Raw genomic sequence first — 15,716 nt, 5'->3', positions numbered from 1 at the left:
GGGACAGCTCGGGCGGGGCGTCAGCCGCCGCAGCTGGCGGCGGGGTATCCGGCGGCGCGGACGGTCGTCACGGCGCTGGCGTCGACCGTCCCGGTGACCCGGACGGTCGCCGTACCGGCCGGAACCGCGGCGGTCCGGACGGCGAACTGCTGGAAGGCGTTGGCACCCGGTGCCACCTGCGCCACCGACCGCTGGCCGTACGCCGTCTCCAGCACCACGGCCACCGGCGCGTCGTGGTCGTTGCGCGCCTGCACCGCCACGTACGCCTTGCCGGCCACACACCGCGCCTGCGCGGTGACGGTCACCGGGAGCTGCGGCGGGTCGCCGCGGAGCACGCCGAGCCGGGCGAGTTGGAAGCTGAGGGCGCGTTCCGGGGCGTCGATCTGGTTCTGGGTGCCGAACTGACCGGCCCGCGCCGACGTCGCCGCCGCGAGCGCGGCGTCCATCGCGGCCCAGGCGTCGGCCGGGTACGCCGACTCGTCGAGCGTGGCCGCGTACGCGATGGCCGCGTCGAGGGCCCCGGTGTCCAGTGGCCGGTTCTGCGCGGTCAGCGTGTCGCTGAGCAGGTAGTGGTCGAAGTCGATGTGCCCGCCGCTCTGCTGGGTGGCGTAGTTGAACAGGCCGACCCGGTGCCCCATGAAGTGGGCGAGGCTGCCGTCCAGGGTCTGCGGCCCGACCCGGTTGCCCAGCTGCGTCCACGTCAGCCCGTCGAGGCTGTAGTAGAACGTGGTCCAGAGCTGCCCGGTCGGCGAGGCGAAGTCCAGGTCGGCCTTGACGTGCACCTCGGTCGCGTCCCCCAGCGACACCGTGGTGCCCGGCAGGAAGTTCTCCAGCGTCGCCTGGTCGAGGTCGACCGCGAAGGGCTGCCCCCGGTTGACCACGCCGAGCGTGTTCACCCCGCCGGTCCGCTTGACCGCCACGTACGAGAAACCCCGGTTGTACGCGGCCAGCCCGGCCACGTCACCGTCGCGCATCGCGGAGATGTCCATCCTGGTCTCGGCCGACTGCCGTGGCCCGAACGTCCGCTGCGAGAGCGTGTTGCGGGCTTCCTCGAACCAGGCCAGTTCCGCGCGGTTCGACAGCTTCGTGTAGACGTACTGGCCGGTGACCACCTTGCCGGTGGTCAGTCGCAGCCAGCCGTCCCGGTCGGTCAGCGACCAGTACCGGTTGTCGGGGGCGTGGTTCCACTCCCACGCCATGTCCAGCCGCGACCCGTTGGGGGCGATCTCCGCGGCGATCGCCGGGTCCGACGTGGTCCACTCCTCGTCGCGGTACGCCTTGTGCGGGGCGTCGTTGGCGAAGTCGTCGGAGGCGACGACGCTCTTCTGCCGTTCGAACCGCTCCTGCTCCGGGCTCAGCGCGATCGGCTTGGCGAACGCGCCCTCCACCGGCACCACACCGTTGGTGCCGAAGGTCGGCCAGCCGCCGGACCAGGTGGCGGGGATGAGCGCGGGGATGCGGCCGATCGGGAAGGTGTCCCGGAAGAACATGCCGTACCAGTTGGTCGCGCCGTCCGCACCGGCGATCGGGACCAGGCTGCCCTGGGCGAAGCCGTTGGAGTTGAGCACGCCCCGGGCCTCGTAGGTGTTCACCCCACCCGCGGAGGTGTGGCGGCCGAGCAGTTCCGGCGAACGGAGCATGACGACCTGACGGCCCTGCCCGGAGGGCCAGGTGATGATGACGGCGTAGTAGTAGCCGTCGATGTAGTAGAACTGGGCGCCCTCGAACAGGCCGCCGATGAACGGCTGCCCCGCGTAGTTGTTCGCGGTGAAGACGTTCGGGTAGTCCTGCACCACGGCGGTCAGCCCGGCGTTGAGTCGTACCGCGCTGATGTTGCCGTTGCCGTAGAAGATGTACGGCGTGCCGTCGAGGTCGAAGAAGAGCGACGGGTCGTGCAGGCCGCGACCGAGGGCCGTCCGCTGCCAGGCACCGTGCTCGATGTCGTCGGTGCGGTAGATGTACGCGCCACCCAGGTTGTTGGTGTTGAACGCGACGTAGAACATGCCGTCGTGGTAGCGCAGCGAGGACGCCCACTGGCCCTGGCCGTACGAGTTCTGCCCGTTACGTAGCGAGAACGAGTCGCCGATGCTGGCCCGGTCGAACACGTAGTTGACGATCTCCCAGTTGACCAGGTCGTACGACTTCATGATCGGCGCACCGGGGCTCAGGTGCATGGTGGTGCTGATCATGTAGTAGATGTCCCGGCCCTCGTCGTTCTCGGCGGCGGGGACGCGTTCCACGCCGATGTCCGGCACGTCGGAGCGCAGCAGCGGCACGGTGTAGCTGCCGTCTCCCCGGTCGGTCGAGGTGTACGACGAGCGGGGCGACCAGTCCTCGGCGGCCTGTGCGGCGGTACCGGGCAACGTCAGCCCGGCGGCGACGAGCACTCCGGTCAGGACGGTCGGGATCCAGCGCCGGCGGGCGCGACGACGGGCTTGCGGATCGGAGATGGTGGATGCGGCGAACGCAGGCATGACATCAGCTCCAGACACGGGCGTTACGAAGCCTTAATGCTGTTAGCGTTAACAACCCTCGTCAAGACCTTCATCAATACTCGCCGGAAATATCCCTGAAACAGCCCTGCGGAGTCCTATGTGCACGCTCCCATGCCAGAATGCCAGCTCGGGGAATCCCACCGATTGATCACCGTAGAGCGTCGGGTCAGCTCAGGTCGATCGTGTAGTCGGCGGTGTGCACCTTCCCCTCCACCTGGAAGTCGAAGAACGCCCGGTACCGGCCGGCGCTCGGCACGGTCAGCCAGAACTTGACCGCCCCGTCGACCAGCTCCGGCTCCGGGTGCACGTGCACATAGCCCAGATCGCCCTCGCGGACCACCACCAGATGCCCGTACGCGCCCAGGTACGGCTCCAGCGCCGCCGGGCCGGATCCGTCGGCGACCCGCAGCACGACCGGGGCGCTCAGCCCGATCGTCGGCGTACCCTCCATCGACACGGTGAACGGCCCGGTGGTGGCCTCCGGACGGGGCGGCGGCAGCTGCGCGGACGTGTACACCCCCGGCACCTGGTGGTCGACGCCCAGCACCAACGGCAGCTGCCGGCCGTCGGCGGCGCCGACGGTGAAGTCGGCGTACACCCGGTAGTCGCCGGCCCGGGGCAGGTCCAGCGGCACGCTCCAGAGCCCCTCGCCGGTCATCGTCGGGTGCAGGTGCTGGTAGCCGCTGAGATCACGACCCACCACGATGAGGTGCAGCGGCTTCTCGTGGACGACCGCGAACTCGGTCACCGCCTGCCGGTTGGCGTCGACGATGCGGAACTGGTAGTCGACGGGGGTGCCGGGCGGCTGGGACCGCTGCACCGGTTGCAGGGTGTACCCGGCGGCACTGACCCACGCCCCGGTGGTCTGCGTCTGGTCCGTGCCGTCGCCGGCATGCGAATGCGCTCCGGTGCCCGGCGCGTGCTGGTGCCCGTCCCCGGCCGATCCGGCGACGGGCAGGCCGCCGCCGGGCCGCGCCCCTTCGGTGACCTGTTGTTCGGTGGCCCCGAGCCGACCGAGCCCGAATCCGGCCAGCAGGGTGATCACCAACCCGCCGACGAGCAGGGCGAGCCGCGCGTTGCCCACCCCGGAGCCGGGCGCCGCCTCGGCACCGTCCAGCCCGGAGGCCGGGGTGACCTCGGCCGGCCGCGGGTCGGGCCCGTCGGCCGTGACCACGCCGCCGGCCGGGGTCGGTTGCCCGGCGGCGACCTCGCTGACCGGCGGCGCGCTGGCGGTGGCCGGTACGACGCTGGCGGTGACCGCCGCGCCGCCCCGGCGGGCGGCCGGTACCACGTTGCGGCGGCCGGTGCCCGAGGTGCCGCCGGCACCCGAGCCCCTGCCACGACCCGCGGTCGTGCCGGTCGCGTTGCCACGACCCGCGGTCGTGCCGGTCGCGTTGCCACGACCCGCCGCCGTGCCGGTCGGGGCGGCGGCGCCCCCGGTGCGGGTCGCCTTGCCGGCCCGCGCGGCCGCGTTCTTCCTCGCCCGGGCCGGCGGGCCGGTCCGCCGGCCGCGCGCGACGGGCGCCGGAGCCCGACCGAAGAACCGAGCCACGGCGAGGGGCCGCCGACGCCAGAGCAGGAGGCCGACCAACGCGGCCACGACGGCCACGACGATCGCGGCCCAGGCGCCCGCACCGAGGCCGCCGTCGGCGGCCGGGGCCGGCCCGGCTGCCGCTGGTGGCGACCCCGGCGGGGCGGGGGGTGCCGGCGAGGAGCCCGAATCGTGCCCGTGCTGGTCGGCGGCGGCCAGCAGGGCGGGGTCGGGTTGGTCGGTGGGTGGGTTCCAACCGGCCGGTGCCGGGGTCACCGGGCCGGTGTAGCGGAAGCTCATCGTGCCCCGCACCGGCTCGCCGTCCGAGGCCACCGACAGATAGCTCACCGTGTACTGCCCGGCCGACGGCAGGTGTGCCAGGTTCACCACCGCCGGGAAACCGGTGGTGTACTCGCGGGGCTCGAAGACGCCGTCGACCAGGAAGTACTCCCGCACCGGCTGGTCCAGCGGCGCGGCTGCCCCGTGGGTCCAGCCGTTGTCGACCCGGGCGCCGCCGGGCGCGGTGACCGCGAAGTAGGCGTTGCCGGCCACCTGCTCGGTGAAGTAGAGCTGCACCGTCGTCAGTGGTTCGTCCACCGTGGCGTCGGCCTTCGGGGTGGACATCGCCAGACCCCCGTGGGCCGCTGCCGGTGGGGCGGCGGCGAGCACCGCGACCGCCGTGGCGAGGACCAGCGCGAGCAGGCCGGAGAGGGCACGCACCGGGGTCCGAGGGAGTGGACGCATCGCTTCATCCTCACGACGACGCAGCTTTGGTCGATACGCGTCCATCTTTTTACACAGCTGGCAAAAGTCAATACGCTCGCTCAGCTGACCGCCTCGTCGCGGCCCGCCGCCCGGGCGGCGGCCTGCGCCAGCAGCCACGGCAGATAGGCCGCCCGGCCTCGGGCGACGCCGAGCAGGGTCAGCAACACCACCCGGTCGCCGACCCGCAGCACGGCCCGCTCCCCCGCCAGGTACGCCCCGTCGCCGACGCCGGGCAGTTCCTGGCCCCGGGCGTTGAGCCGCCAGATCCACTGCCCCGCCGTACCGGCGACGGTCTGCACCGCCAGCACGGCGGCACCGTCGCCGGCCGCCCGGAACTGGACACCGGTCAGCGGGCCGGGCAGATCCACCGCCTCGGCCGGGCGGACCGGCAGCCCCACCGCCTGGCCGACCTCCTCGGGCGGGAACAACGCCTGCGGCGTGACCGACGGTGCGCCCGCGCGGGCCGCCGCCACCCCCGTGGTCTCCGGTACGGTCGCCTCCGCCAAGCTCCGCGAGCGGCCGTGCCCGACCACCGCGAAGCCGACCACCCGCCGGGTCCAGGGACGCACCCGGAGCGTCACGGTGTCCCCGTCGTGGCAGTCGCCGGCCCACTGGCTGGGCAGCCCCCAGGCGGTGGTGCGATCGCCACTGCCGTCGTCCACCGCCAGGTAGTGCAGCCACGGTCGGGCCGGCTGGTTCTCCCCCTGGGAGGTCGACTTCCACACCTGCACCCAGAGCACCTCGCCGGTGACGGTGCGCTCGGTGAGCAGATCCGCCAGGCCGCGTACCAGGGTGTAGCCGCCGGAGGCGAGCAGCAGCACGGCGCCCGCGACGATACCGGCGGCGACCAGGGCGAAGGTCCGCGCGCCCGGATAGCTGCCGGTCGAGAAGAGGTCGGCCGACGGGCCGAAGAGTTTCAGCGCGAAGCCGCCCACCGCGCCGCTGATCGCCGCGCTGAACAGCAGCTTCGGCATCGTCTTGCCGTACCGCGACCCGCGTGGGTAACGCACCCGCACGCGGTGCCAGGTGCCGCCGTACGACGACCAGACCAGACTCCGGTCCCCCATCCCGAGGTCGAGCACGGCGCTGGTCAGCCGGGTGGCGCCGACGGCGGCACCGTAGGCCAGGTAGCGGTCCCAGATCGCCACCGCGGCCGGCGGCAGTTCGTCGAACTGCTCGTGCCCGCGCAGCCAGGCGCGTACCCCGAGCCAGCGCGCCGCCAGCTGACGGCCCAGCGGCGTGTCGCGTTCACCGGGCGTCGCACCGGCGATGGCGGACAGCACCGCGAAGGTGAAGACCCCGGCGGCCAGACCCGGGTTGTCCTCCGTGCCGCGCCAGCTGCCGTAGTGGGCGGCGGCGAGGCCGACGACGACGCCGGCGAGCAACGCGGCGGCGGACAGCGCCGTGGTCACCGTCGGGCCGAAGCGGCGCCGGGACAGCCCCGCCGCCCTGGCGTCGGCCACCACCTGCGCGCGCAGCCGCTTGTTCCACGACTTCGCCCGGGCCGGGTCACGGAAGGTCAACGCGGTCAGCGGCAGCACCCCGTCGACCGCCAGGCCGCGCACCCGGTCGAGCACCCGACGCTCGTACGGGCGCAGCGCACTGTCGTCGGGCGGCACCGGGGGCAGGTGCAGGGTGGTCTGCCGCGGGTCGTCGCCCGGCTGGCGCAGCTCGACGAAGCCCCGGGCGGCGAGGTCGAGCAACGTCGACTCGGCCGCGTCCTCGGTGACCGTCCAGCGGTTGACCAGCAGGCTGACCAGGGCCGGGGGTTCGGCACCGAGTTCCATGGTGGCCGGTGCGGGCGTCGGGTCGGCCGGCCGGGTGGCCAGCCGGACGGCGCCGTACGCGGCGAACCAGCCACCGAGGGCGGCCCCGCCCACCGCCAGATCGAGCAGGAGTCGAGGGTCCATCGTGTTCCGGCCGTCAGTACCGCACCTGGACGGCCGCACGTTCGCCGTCGACGGCCTGGAAGAAGTCCATCGGGCGGAACCCGGCGATCCCGGCGATCAGGTTGGTGGGGATGGTCTGCACGCTGGTGTTGAACGTCTGCACGGCGCTGTTGTAGAACTGCCGCGCGTACGCGATCTTGTCTTCGGTGCGGGCCAGTTCGCCCTGCAACGCGGCGAAGTTCTGGTTCGCCTTCAGCTCCGGGTACGCCTCGGCGAGGGCGAAGAGTCGACCGAGGGCGTGGGTGAGGACGTTCTCCGCGTCGGCCCGGTCGGCGGCCCCCGGGGTGCCGGCCGCGGCGATCGCGGTGCTCCGGGCCGCGGCCACCGCGTCCAGCGTGGCGCGTTCGTGCGACGCGTAGCCGCGTACCGTCTCCACCAGGTTGGGCACCAGGTCGTAACGGCGTTTGAGCTGGACGTCGATCTGCGCCCAGGAGGCCAGCACCTGGTTACGGCGGCGCACCAACCGGTTGTAGGCGACCAGCGCCCCACCGATCACGACTACCGCCAGCAGACAGAGCAGCCCAGCGGCGATGCTCAGCGTGACGCCCCTGCCCATCCACGACTCCCCGTACTGTTCCGGCCCGCGCGGCGGGCCGGCCACCCCGACTGGCCCGAGCATGAGCACCGTAACCAGCGGACGCAATCAGGCGAACGGCTGGTCACCCGGCCCGGTCGCGGGCGCGGGCGGGTTGCGGGCGCGGCCCCGGATGTGGGGGGCCGCCGGGCCGGCGGGGCCGGTCTCCGGGAACCGGAAGCGGTGCAGCACCTCGACGACGAAGCCGGCGGCGGCGATCGCCGCGGCGGTGTCCCGGCCGGTGTGGCAGCCGCCCACCAGCAGCGGCCAGACGGTCGCGTCCACCAGCCGCTGGATCCGGCGCAGGCCACCGGGCCGAGGCGCGGCTACGTGCTCGTAACGGGCGTGGGTGGCAGCGGAAGCGGCAGGCCCGGCAGGCCGTCGATGCTGGCGGCGATGTACTCCTTGCCGGCGAAGTAGGCGCTGAGCGACTCGTCGTCCTCCCGGGCGAACCGCCGGCCGTGCAGGTCACGGTCACCCTCGTAGGCCATCAGCGGTACCGCGTAGCCGCAGCTGTCCCGGACCATCTCGGCGCGGACCACGATGATGGCCCGCAGCCCGTGCTGGCGGGAGTCGATGTCCGGGAAGTGCGCCGCCAACCCCGGCCACCTCGGGTCGTCACGGAACACCGGTTCACCGCGCCCGTGGATCCGCAGGATGTTCGGCGGCCCCTGGAAGGCGCACCACATCAGCGTGATCCGGCCGTTCTCCCGCAGGTGGGCGATGGTCTCGGCGTTGCTGCCGGCGAAGTCGAGGTACGCCACGGTCAGCTCGTCGAGGACCGCGAACGATCCGGTCAGCCCCTTCGGCGAGAGGTTGACGGTGCCGTCGGCGGCGAGCGGCGCCGTCGCGGTGAAGAACATCGGCTGCGCCTCGATGAAGGCCCGGAGGCGGTCGGTGATCTGCGGATGTGTCTTTCCCATGGCGGCTGCCTCCCCGAAGCGCCCACCTGCTGGGCGCGCCTGTCACCAGCATCCACCCGGGTGGCGGTCCGCCGTCGACCGCGCGAGCGGATAGCGTACGAGGATGGCTGCGCGTACCTCTCGTGGTGCTGGTTCCGCCGGACGCTGGCGGGCTCCGGAGAAGCCCCGGCCGCCGGCCGCGCTGGAGCTTGCCGACCTCGACGAACGCGGCCTGACCGACGAGGCGAGCTTCCAGCGGCGGGGCTTCTTCGACCTCGACCTGTCGGGGCAGTACGCGGAGGCCGTCGAGTTCACCCAGTGCCGGTTCCGGGGCGCGGATCTCAGCGGCGCCCGGCTCGACGGGGCCACCGTCACCGACTGCCTGTTCGAGCAGACCAACCTGGCGAACCTGCGGGCGGAGAAGTCGGCCATGAACCGGGTCCGGGTGGCCACCGCCCGGATGACCGGACTGCACTGGATCAACGGCGCGTTGCGGGACGTGACGGTGTCGCAGTGCCGGCTGGACCTGTCGTCGTTCCGGTTCACCGACTTCACCCGGGTGGTGTTCGACGGCTGCAACCTGACCCGGGCCGACTTCCAGCAGGCGGACCTGACCGGGGCCCGGTTCACCGACTGTGACCTGAGCGGGGCGCAGTTCTCCCAGGCGACCCTGACCGGCACCCGGTTCACCAACTGTGACCTGGCCGGGATCGGCGGGGTGACCAGCATGGCCGGGGCGATCGTGGCCGGCGCGGACCTCACCGCCCTGTCGTACACCCTGGCGACGGCGCTCGGCATCGAGATCGAGCGGTGACGCCGGGGCGTATCGCGGGCGCGCCGGGGTAACCACCGCCGCCCGTCGCCGGCATCGCAGGTCAGGGGGTACGGATGAGCCGGGTGCGGAACCTGCGCGTGCGCCCGGACCTGCTCTACGTGGCGAGCGGCTGGAGCACCCTGGTCACCGACGTCCGGGGCCGGATCACCGGCGCCGACCCGCAGGGCTTCTTCGCCCGCAACACCCGGGTACTCAGCCTGGAGCGGATCACCGTCGACGGCCACGAACCGGTACCGTTCAGCACCGCGACCGTGCAGGGTCACGCCCAACTCTCCTACGCCGAGGTCGGTGACGGGGAGACGCTGCCGTCGCGGGCGGCGTACCTGTCGGTGGAGCGTTTCGTGGCCGCCGGGCTGCGGACCAGGTTGACCCTGTTCAGCTACGCCGCGCAGCCGCTGGAACTGTGCCTGCGGGTGCGGCTCGCCGCCGACTTCGCCGACACCGGCGAAGCCGAGACCGGCCACCGCGTCCAGGCCGGCGCCGTCGACGCCCACTGGGATCCCGCCGCCGCGGAACTGCTGTTGACGTACCGGTGCGACGGGCTCGACCGAGCGGTCGCGGTCCGGGTCCGGGCCCCGGCGCCGATCCGGTACGCCGACGGCACGTTCACCGTCGACGTGGTGCTGCCGCCGGGCGGACGCAGCCGGACCGAGTTCGCCGTCGAACCCGTCTTCGACGGCCGACGGCTCGTCGCGCCGCCGCCGGACTTCACCGACCCGGGTGACACCGCCGCGGCGGCCCGGCGCCGGCTCGACCGGGAACTTGTCCGGCTGACCAGCAGCAACTTCGACGTCACCGCGGCCTGGCGGTGCGCCCGGGAGGACCTGGCCGGGCTGCCGCTCGGCGAGGACGCCGGCCCCACCGCACCCATCGCCGGCCTGCCGATCTACCAGGAGATCTTCGGCCGGGACACGATGACCGCGTCCTGGCAGGCGCTGCTGGCCGGACCGGCGATGCTCGCGGACAGCCTCCGGCTCAACGCCCGCCACCTCGGCCGCCGCGTCGACGACTGGCGCGACGAGGAACCCGGCAAGCCGCTGCACGAGGCCCGTCACGGGCCGCTGTCCGAACTCGGTGTCGACCCGTTCAGCCACTACCACGGCGACTGGTCCACCGCGCCGGACTTCCTGGTCTTCCTCGGGCAGTACTACGCCTGGACGGGCGACCTCGACACGGTACGGCAGCTGCTGCCGGCCGCCGACCGGACGCTGTCCTGGCTCGACCACTACGCCGACCTCGACCACGACGGCTTCCTCGAGTACCACCGCCGGTCCCGGGGCGGGCTGAAGAACCAGGGCTGGAAGGACTCGGACACCGCCATCGTCGACGAGCACGGCCGGGTGGTACCGAATCCGATCGCCACCAGCGAGGTGCAGGCGTACTGGTACGCCGCGCTGCGACACGCCGCCGGCACGTACGCCGCGGCCGGTCGTCCTGTCGTCGCCGTCCGCCTGGCCGCCCGCGCCCGCGCCCTGCGCCGCCGTTTCCACCGCGCCTTCTGGCTGCCCGACCTGGGCTGTTACGCGATGGCCCTCGGGCCGGACAAGCAGCCGGTCCGGTCGGTCAACTCCAACGACGGGCACCTGCTCGCCACCGGGATCGTGCCGCCCGGGATCGCGCCGCTGGTGGCGCGGCGGTTGCTGGCGCCGGACATGTTCAGCGGGTGGGGCGTGCGGACCCTGTCCGCCACGCACCCGGCGTACAACCCGTTCAGCTACCACCGGGGCAGCGTCTGGCCGGTCGAGGCGGGCACCATCGGCCTCGGCCTGGCCCGGTACGGTTGCTGGGCGCAGCTGCACCGGCTGGCCGAGGGCATGTTCGCCGCCTCCGCGCTGTTCGCCGAGCACCGGCTGCCGGAGGTGCTCAGCGGACTGCCCCGCGGCGACGCCCATCCCCACCCCGGGGTCTATCCGAGCGCCTGCTCGCCGCAGGCCTGGTCGGCCAGCGCCGTCATCGCGCTGGTCCAGGCGCTGTTGGCGCTGCGCCCCGCCGCACCGCTACGGACGATCTTCGTCGACCCGCACCTGCCCGCTGAGCCCCTCCGGCCGGAACCAGCACCGCACGTCGGCGAGCAGGGCGTGGCGGTGCGCGGGCGTGCGTAGACTTCGCGGGGTGGTTGACCAGGGGCGGAGCCGGACGGAAGGGACATGATCAAGGGGTACGAGGGCCCGCTGTTGGTACTCACGGTGGCCACCGGTGCGATCGACGGCGTCAGCTACCTCGCCCTGGACCGCGTCTTCACCGGAAACATGACCGGCAACGTCCTGTTCATCGGCTTCGGCCTGGCCGGCGCCTCCGGCCTGCCGGTCCTGAACAATCTGGTGGCGTTGTTCGCCTTCATGCTCGGCGCGGTGCTGGCCGCCCGACTGACCCGCACCGGGTCCGGGCCGGCGAAGCTGCCCCGGGCCGCGTTGGCCGTCCTGGTCGGCGGTAGCGCGCTGACGCTGGCCCTGGCCGCGCTCTGGCTCGGCACCGGCCCGCCGGGCGAGTTCGCGATGCTGGTCACCACCGGGCTACTCGCCCTGGTCCTCGGTGCCCAGGCCGCCGCGGTCAGACACGTCGGCATCCGCGACCTGTCGACCGTGGTGGTCACGATGACCATGGTGAACCTCTCCGCCGACAGCCGGGTGGCCGGCGGCGCCGGGTCGGCCTGGCTGCGCCGGTTCGGGGCGATCTTCGCGATGGGCCTGGGCGCGCTGGCCGCCGCGCTCCTGACCCTGCGGGTCGACGGCGCAATCGCCCTGCTGATGGCCGGCGTGGTGATGGCGGTCGGCACCGCGATGATCGCGGGGGTACGGCGACGGGAGATCACCGCCGCGGCCGTCGACGCCTGACCTCCTCGCCGACCGCGCGTTTCGGTCGGGCACCCTGCGGGCGTGTTCCGGTCGCCGGATGTCAGCATGACGGCATGGATATCTACGAGGACGCCCGGACCGTGTCGCGGGCGGATCTGGCCGCCTGGCTGCGTCAGGTGGCCAGCCAGTTGGAGACCGGGCAGGTCTTCTACGGTGCGGCCGGCACGATCACCGTCGCCGACCAGGTGTACTGCGAGCTGGAGATCGAGCAGGAGGGCAAGGACGAGTACTCGATCGAGATCGAGTTCTCCTGGGTCAACCCGACGGCCACCCCGACCGCCGAAGCCGCCGCCGTCGAACCCGCCACCGAAGCCACCGTCCAACCCGCTGTCGAGGCGGACAAGCCGACAGCGGAGACGGACGACGCCGAGGACGAGCAGCCGGCGACGGTCTCCCCCGCCGCCTGACCGGCAGCGACCGGTTCCGGGTCGTAGGGCCGGACCGCTCAGGGGCAGCCGTCCGGAGCACCGTCGATGGCTGCCCTCCACCTGCCCGAGGGACCACGCCGCTGATCTTGGTCGGTCGGACTGCCACTAAGATCGTCGGCATGGCGACGCGGCTCGTGCAGATCAACATGAAGGCTCGGGACGACTCCACGCTGGGTGCCTTCTGGGCGGAGGCGCTCGGCTGGGAGGTCTCCAGCGAGGAGCCGGGCGTGACCAACCTCGAACCCGAAGGGTTCGACTATCCCGATCCCGTCGCCGTCTGCATCGACCTCGTCGCCTCCCCGGAACCCAAGACGGTGAAGAACCGCGTGCACGTCGACCTCGCCACCACCTCGACGGCCCAGCAGGCGGAGCTGGTCGCGCGCCTGACGGATCTCGGTGCGACCCCCGCCGACATCGGCCAGGGTGACGTGCCGTGGACGGTCCTGGCCGACCCGGAGGGCAACGAGTTCTGCGTACGGGAGCCCCGACCGCGGTACCGGGACACCGGACCGATCGCCGCGGTGGTGGTCGACTGCGCTGATCCGCGGGCCATGGCCCGCTTCTGGGACCAGGCCATGGACTGGACCCCGCACGAGGTGACCGACCACGAGGCGGTACTGCGTTCCGCCCAGGGCGTGGGCCCGCATCTGCGGTTCGTCCGCAGCCCCGACGTGAAGACCGGGTGGAACCGCGTCCACCTCGACGTCCGCCCGTACCCCGGTGACGACCCGGCGGCCGAGGCGGCCCGCCTGCGTACCCTCGGCGCCACCGCCGTCGACCTGGGCCGCGACGACATCCCGTGGACGGTTCTCGCCGACCCGGAGGGCAACGAGTTCTGTCTGCTCGCCCCGGGCTGAGCCGGACGACCCCGCACGACGGTGCCGGGCCGGACGCCGCTGCGGGAACCCGAGCCATCGCGGCACCTCGTGCAGGGTGACCGCGCCGCGCCGACCACCGGCCGGCTCGGCGGTCAGGTACGTCGCGTAGCCGCCGGCCGGGCCGGTCTCGTGCACCACCGCGATGCGCACTCCGGCCACCTCCGCCCGGGCGATCTCCGGCAGCCGGGCACGCAGCTGCGGCCCGCCGCTTCATCCGACGAGGACCACCTTGCCGCGGCCGTGGCCGGTCTCCAGAGGGTGAGGATCCGGGAGCGGTCGGCGCACAGGGTGAGCGACAGCGTGAGCGCCGCACCGCCGGCACCGTCGAGTACGGCGTCGGCACCGTCCGGCAGGAGCTTCCGGAGCTGGTCGGGCAGCTGGTCACCGTAGACGACCGGTACGGCGCCCAGGGAACGCAGGTAGTCCTGGTTGGCGGCGCTGGCGGTACCCACGACGCGGGCCCCGGACGACCTGATTACCCGGCCCGCTGCCGCGCCGCCTCGTAGAGCACGACGGTCGCGGCCGCGGCGGCGTTGAGTGAGCTGGCGGCGCCGGCGATCGGGATGCGCACCATCCGGTCGCAGGATTCGCGCCAGGCGGCGCTGAGGCCGTGTGTCTCGTTGCCCACCACGACGATCTTCGGGCCGGTGAGGTCGTGGTCGGCGACCGCCACGTCCCCGTGCTCGTCGGTGCCCAGGATCTCGACGGGCACCCGCGCGGCGCGCAGCGTGCCCGCCCAGTCGAGCACCTCCCGATGGCTGGGCACCCGCACCACCGGTACCGCGAACAACGAGCCGGTGCTGGCCCGCACCGCCTTCGGGTCGTACGGGTCGGCGGCGTGACCGGTGACGACCACGCCCGCGGCGCCGAAGGCGTCCGCCGAGCGGACCAGCGTACCGATGTTGCCGGGGGTGGTCGGCCGGTCGAAGACCATCACCAGCAGGTCCGGCGTACGGGGTATGCGTTGCAGCCGGTCCGCCGGCAGGCCGACGACGGCGAGCAACTCCGGCGATTCGTCGTCCTTGCCGCCGAGTTCCCGCAGCAGCTCCGGCGCCACCGCGACCCGGGTGCCGGCACCGGCCCGATCGAGGATGCCGCGGCCCCACCGGGACAGGGCCGGCCCGTCGGGGTAGAGCAGGGTGCGGACCGGCCAGCCGTGCTCGACGGCCAGGCTGATCGGCCGGACCCCCTGGACCAGGAACTCGCCCGCGCGTTGCCGCTTGGTGCGGTTGGTCAACAGCGCCTGCCACTGCTGGAAGGTCGCGTTGCGGGTGGTGATCCTCAACGTTCTCGCCACGGTGCCGGTAGTCTCCTCGCTGCGCCCACCGCCTGATCGGCCCGGGCTGGCCAGCTGCGGGATCATCAGACACCGTAGCGGTGGCCCCGGCCCGGTACCAAGGCGACGCGGTCAGCGCAGCCGGCGGCGGTTGCCGAACCAGTCGCGGGAGGCGCGGGCGTTCAACGCCCACAGCACCCAGGCCAGCAGGGCCAGACCGACACAGGTGATCGCGCCGAACAGGCCGAGCGAGGCGGCGGCCAGCAGACCCGCCAGGGCGTACGTGGCGTAGGGCGCCCAGACGCGGCGACCGGCCAGGGCGGCGGTCACCAGCGCCGACGCGACGGCCAGTACGGCGAAGAAGACGGCGGCACCCAGCGAGCCGCCGTCGGTGACCAGCCGATGGACGGTGGCCAGGGCGAACAGCAGCATGAGCAGCCCGAACACGAGCACGGTGAGCCGGACCGGAGCCGGCATCACGGGGTAACGGAGCAGGTCGCCGTAGCCGCGCACACCCATACAGACAACGATGGCTGTCGACCTGCACCGAGCTGAGGAAGTGTCGGCAACGCGACAGCCGTGGGCGCGGGCTCTAAGCTGCCGCCCATGGCGAGGTACTTCGACGTGCACCCGGACAACCCGCAGCCGCGTCTCATCGGGCAGGTGGTCGACCTCGTGCGCCGGGACGGGTTGATCGCCTACCCGACGGACTCCTGTTTCGCGCTCGGCTGCCAGCTCGGCAACAAGGACGGCATGGACCGGATCCGGGAGATCCGCCAGCTCGACGCCGGCCACCACTTCACCCTGGTGTGCCGTGACTTCGCCCAGCTCGGCCAGTTCGTGCAGCTCGACAACGCGGTGTTCCGGGCGGTGAAGGCCGCCACCCCGGGCCGCTACACCTTCATCCTGCCGGCCACCCGGGAGGTGCCGCGCCGGCTGCTGCACCCGCGCAAGCGCACCGTCGGCGTACGCATCCCGGAGCACCCGGTCACCCGGGCGCTGCTCGACGAGTTGGGCGAGCCGCTGCTCTCCAGCACGCTGCTGCTGCCCGGCGACGACGAACCACTGACCCAGGGTTGGGAGATCAAGGAGCGCCTCGACCACACCGTCGACGCGGTGCTCGACGCGGGTGACTGCGGCACCGAGCCGACCACGGTGGTGGACTTCTCCGACGGCGAGCCGGAGATCGTCCGGGTCGGCGCCGGTGACCCGACCCGGTTCGTCTAAG

15 protein-coding genes are annotated in these 15,716 nt (G+C 72.9%); 6 read left to right on the top strand and 9 right to left on the bottom strand.

Annotation, left to right across the window (positions count from 1 at the left end; translation table 11 throughout):
* Positions 1 to 20: 20 nt before the first annotated feature.
* The 6 genes from D2L64_RS00080 to D2L64_RS00055 form a co-directional block, all read right to left on the bottom strand.
* Complete coding sequence (locus D2L64_RS00080; RefSeq protein WP_119572376.1) at positions 21 to 2,474, bottom strand: glycoside hydrolase family 43 protein; 2,454 nt, start codon at positions 2,472 to 2,474, stop codon at positions 21 to 23.
* 187 nt (positions 2,475 to 2,661) lie between these two features.
* Positions 2,662 to 4,770: a copper resistance CopC family protein gene (locus tag D2L64_RS00075; protein ID WP_119572375.1), complete on the bottom strand. Its 2,109-nt coding sequence runs from the start codon at positions 4,768 to 4,770 to the stop codon at positions 2,662 to 2,664.
* 80 nt (positions 4,771 to 4,850) lie between these two features.
* Positions 4,851 to 6,701, bottom strand: a complete 1,851-nt coding sequence (locus D2L64_RS28195; RefSeq protein WP_119572374.1) for a DUF2207 family protein — start codon at positions 6,699 to 6,701, stop codon at positions 4,851 to 4,853.
* A gap of 13 nt (positions 6,702 to 6,714) precedes the next feature.
* Positions 6,715 to 7,296, bottom strand: coding sequence for a LemA family protein (locus tag D2L64_RS00065; RefSeq protein ID WP_233558672.1), 582 nt, complete (start codon positions 7,294 to 7,296; stop codon positions 6,715 to 6,717).
* 87 nt (positions 7,297 to 7,383) lie between these two features.
* Positions 7,384 to 7,599 (bottom strand): hypothetical protein, encoded by a 216-nt coding sequence (locus D2L64_RS00060; RefSeq protein ID WP_199714349.1) that lies wholly within the window; start codon positions 7,597 to 7,599, stop codon positions 7,384 to 7,386.
* A gap of 41 nt (positions 7,600 to 7,640) precedes the next feature.
* Positions 7,641 to 8,237 (bottom strand): pyridoxamine 5'-phosphate oxidase family protein, encoded by a 597-nt coding sequence (locus tag D2L64_RS00055; protein WP_119572373.1) that lies wholly within the window; start codon positions 8,235 to 8,237, stop codon positions 7,641 to 7,643.
* 103 nt (positions 8,238 to 8,340) lie between these two features.
* Here D2L64_RS00055 and D2L64_RS00050 point away from each other — a divergent pair, with 103 nt between their 5' ends.
* The 5 genes from D2L64_RS00050 (at position 8,341) to D2L64_RS00030 (ending at position 13,191) form a co-directional block, all read left to right on the top strand.
* A complete protein-coding gene (locus tag D2L64_RS00050; protein WP_119572372.1) occupies positions 8,341 to 9,030 on the top strand; it encodes a pentapeptide repeat-containing protein in 690 nt (229 codons plus the stop codon).
* A gap of 74 nt (positions 9,031 to 9,104) precedes the next feature.
* Positions 9,105 to 11,153, top strand: a complete 2,049-nt coding sequence (locus tag D2L64_RS00045; protein ID WP_119572371.1) for an amylo-alpha-1,6-glucosidase — start codon at positions 9,105 to 9,107, stop codon at positions 11,151 to 11,153.
* Positions 11,154 to 11,198: 45 nt separating this feature from the next.
* The gene (locus D2L64_RS00040; RefSeq protein WP_119572370.1) at positions 11,199 to 11,885 is read left to right on the top strand and encodes a YoaK family protein; all 687 of its coding nucleotides are present in this window, start codon (positions 11,199 to 11,201) and stop codon (positions 11,883 to 11,885) included.
* 74 nt (positions 11,886 to 11,959) lie between these two features.
* Positions 11,960 to 12,313 carry an amphi-Trp domain-containing protein gene (locus D2L64_RS00035; RefSeq protein WP_119572369.1) on the top strand — a complete coding sequence of 118 codons (354 nt, stop codon included), beginning with the start codon at positions 11,960 to 11,962 and terminating at the stop codon, positions 12,311 to 12,313.
* Positions 12,314 to 12,453: 140 nt separating this feature from the next.
* The gene (locus D2L64_RS00030; RefSeq protein ID WP_119572368.1) at positions 12,454 to 13,191 is read left to right on the top strand and encodes a VOC family protein; all 738 of its coding nucleotides are present in this window, start codon (positions 12,454 to 12,456) and stop codon (positions 13,189 to 13,191) included.
* A gap of 113 nt (positions 13,192 to 13,304) precedes the next feature.
* Here D2L64_RS00030 and D2L64_RS28355 read toward each other — a convergent pair whose 3' ends face one another.
* From D2L64_RS28355 to D2L64_RS00010, 3 genes are all read right to left on the bottom strand, one after another.
* Positions 13,305 to 13,664, bottom strand: a complete 360-nt coding sequence (locus D2L64_RS28355; protein WP_325049887.1) for an MDR/zinc-dependent alcohol dehydrogenase-like family protein — start codon at positions 13,662 to 13,664, stop codon at positions 13,305 to 13,307.
* A gap of 23 nt (positions 13,665 to 13,687) precedes the next feature.
* Entirely contained in the window at positions 13,688 to 14,509 is an 822-nt protein-coding gene (locus tag D2L64_RS00015) for a TrmH family RNA methyltransferase (RefSeq protein WP_119572782.1), read from the bottom strand.
* Positions 14,510 to 14,620: 111 nt separating this feature from the next.
* Complete coding sequence (locus D2L64_RS00010; protein ID WP_119572367.1) at positions 14,621 to 15,007, bottom strand: hypothetical protein; 387 nt, start codon at positions 15,005 to 15,007, stop codon at positions 14,621 to 14,623.
* An 87-nt stretch (positions 15,008 to 15,094) separates the two neighbouring features.
* Between D2L64_RS00010 and D2L64_RS00005 the strand changes: the two genes are divergently transcribed.
* Positions 15,095 to 15,715, top strand: a complete 621-nt coding sequence (locus tag D2L64_RS00005) for an L-threonylcarbamoyladenylate synthase (RefSeq protein WP_119572366.1) — start codon at positions 15,095 to 15,097, stop codon at positions 15,713 to 15,715.
* Position 15,716: the final 1 nt, after the last annotated feature.

The sequence above is a fragment of the Micromonospora radicis genome (assembly GCF_003583405.1).
GTDB classification, from domain to species: Bacteria; Actinomycetota; Actinomycetes; order Mycobacteriales; family Micromonosporaceae; genus Micromonospora; species Micromonospora radicis.
The sequence above is the reverse complement of the archived record's forward strand: the minus strand, read 5'-3'. Positions and strand labels throughout refer to the sequence as shown.